3 protein-coding genes are annotated in these 1958 nt (G+C 38.6%); all 3 read right to left on the reverse strand.

What is annotated here, in order from left to right; genetic code table 11:
* Nucleotides 1-238, reverse strand: a 238-nt coding sequence (locus tag WMO25_RS17565; RefSeq protein ID WP_349086481.1) for a hypothetical protein, incomplete at its 3' end; no start/stop codon positions are given.
* Nucleotides 239-990: 752 nt separating this feature from the next.
* Nucleotides 991-1620: an MBL fold metallo-hydrolase gene (locus tag WMO25_RS17570; protein ID WP_349086482.1), complete on the reverse strand. Its 630-nt coding sequence runs from the start codon at nt 1618-1620 to the stop codon at nt 991-993.
* 55 nt (nt 1621-1675) lie between these two features.
* Nucleotides 1676-1958: Fe-S cluster assembly sulfur transfer protein SufU (sufU, locus tag WMO25_RS17575; protein ID WP_349086484.1), on the reverse strand; the 283-nt coding region annotated here is incomplete at its 5' end.

The raw sequence follows: 1958 nt of genomic DNA on the forward strand, positions 1-1958 counted from the left end.
TAAACACTTCTTCTGTCATATTCATTCGTTTATCAGCTCCTTGAATAGTCAGAATACTGTCTTTAATCAAATTTGTTAAAATCTGAAGCTTTCCTTCTTCATGCTCTATACATGCCGCTCTTTTATTATATCTTCTATAGCTGTACGCATATCTATCCTCTCCCTCAGGAATTTCTATAGACATATTTTTCTCTGTATCCACCATACTATCATCAGTCATTTGATTAATCAAGTCCATTTCCCGTTCAATTCTCTTCTCATTCTGCCCCCATTCGACACCCTTCGACAGATTCTGATATTCTTCGCCAGCAATAATCTAAATTCATAAACTTCATTCACGCCAATCGAACATACAAAATTAAAAGCCCGATCGATGAATCTTCCTTCGACCGGGCTTTTAATGAATTTCCTGTAATTTCATTTAATACACCTTCAACTTTCATAGAATTCGATTGGATAAATTATGTTCCTTTTGGACTATACCTCCTATTCATAAATTTGCATGTCCACTATGGGCCTCTGCCTTTCTTCATAATCATCATCTCCTCTGTTACATGTAAAGCTGTTAACGACATCTATGTAAACTCGTGAGAGATTATTATTCGATTTGATCAAGACTTCTTATGCCATTGGACCGTCCTCCTGTTCTAAGACTCGACTACTTCTAACTATCCTCTTGGTCTAATACTGGAATAAACTTCCTTTGTTTCTGTTAGGCATCTCCTCTTTGTTGTCTTTATAGTAACACAGTTATTTTAAAACGTCAATAGTTTTCTTTATATTAATCTTCCAATTATAAATATTCAGAATTTTCACATTTTTTAAGTATACTCACCTACTATATACGGCTTCCACACCTCTTCTCTCTTCCTGCAGAAACATTTCTATCTTCTTTCTGACTAATAAAAAAGCGAAACTGTCTGTACACAAATAAATATGCCTTCCAGTTTCGCTTTAAATCTACAAGGATTTGCAAATCTCTTATATCTATTACATTTTTAAGATGACATTGATTTTGTCTTTTAGCATATCTGCAAATATCTGACCATCTTCAGCTTTGCCTGCTACCGAACCATAATGTGTCGGTACTGCTGCTTTCGGATGAATCATTTCTGCCAGCTCAGCTGCCTCTTCTGCTGTCATTGTATACGTTCCGCCGACAGGAATCATAGCCACATCACACTGGATTTTCTTCACATCCTCATTGATATCCGTATCTCCAGCAATATAATAAGTCACCTCATTCATTGTCACAAGATAACCTACCCATTGATTCTGCTGCGGATGAAACTGTTTGCCAATATTGTAGGCAGGCACTGCCTGAATCCTGACACCATTGATCTCCAGTTCATCTCCCGGAGCTACCAATTCTGTAAACTCCTCAGAAATACCGCTGTTGCTCAATGAATCCTTCATTGACTTCGGACAGACAAGAATCGTTGCTGCATTTTTTACCTTCGCCAGATCTTCCGGTGAATAGTGATCAAAATGTTCATGGGTCACGCAAATAATATCAGCATCACGGGTTTCTTCCTCCACATGAAATGGATCAAAATAAATGATCTGATTTCCTGCTATACGAATACTGCTGTGAGTTAAAACCTGAACTTCTTCATACATTATCTGTTACCTCCTTGCTTTTTCTCTATTCTACCATATCCGGCACTCTCTGTCCTTATGAAGCTGAATTTTCTTTGGCTTTCTTGAAAGCCTCATCCAATGTATGCCAACCCAAGACTGCACACTTTACTCTGGCAGGCATATGGGCAATATCTTTCAATGCAGAAGCTTCTTCCAACTGATCGATTTCCTCATCCGTCGCTTCTCCCTGAATCATACGCAGGAACATGTCACCAAGCTTCAATGCCTCTTCCTTTGTTTTTCCAAGGATCATCCCCAGCATAATGTCTGCGGATGCCTGGGAAATGGCACATCCATCTCCTACAAAGGCACCATCT

The sequence above is a fragment of the Coprococcus intestinihominis genome, assembly GCF_040096555.1.
GTDB lineage: Bacteria > Bacillota > Clostridia > Lachnospirales > Lachnospiraceae > Coprococcus_A > Coprococcus_A intestinihominis.

What these genes read in the sequence shown, in the direction of transcription:
- WMO25_RS17570 (WP_349086482.1), bottom strand. Translation starts at nt 1,620, where the DNA reads ATGTATGAAGAAGTTCAGGTTTTAACTCACAGCAGTATTCGTATAGCA.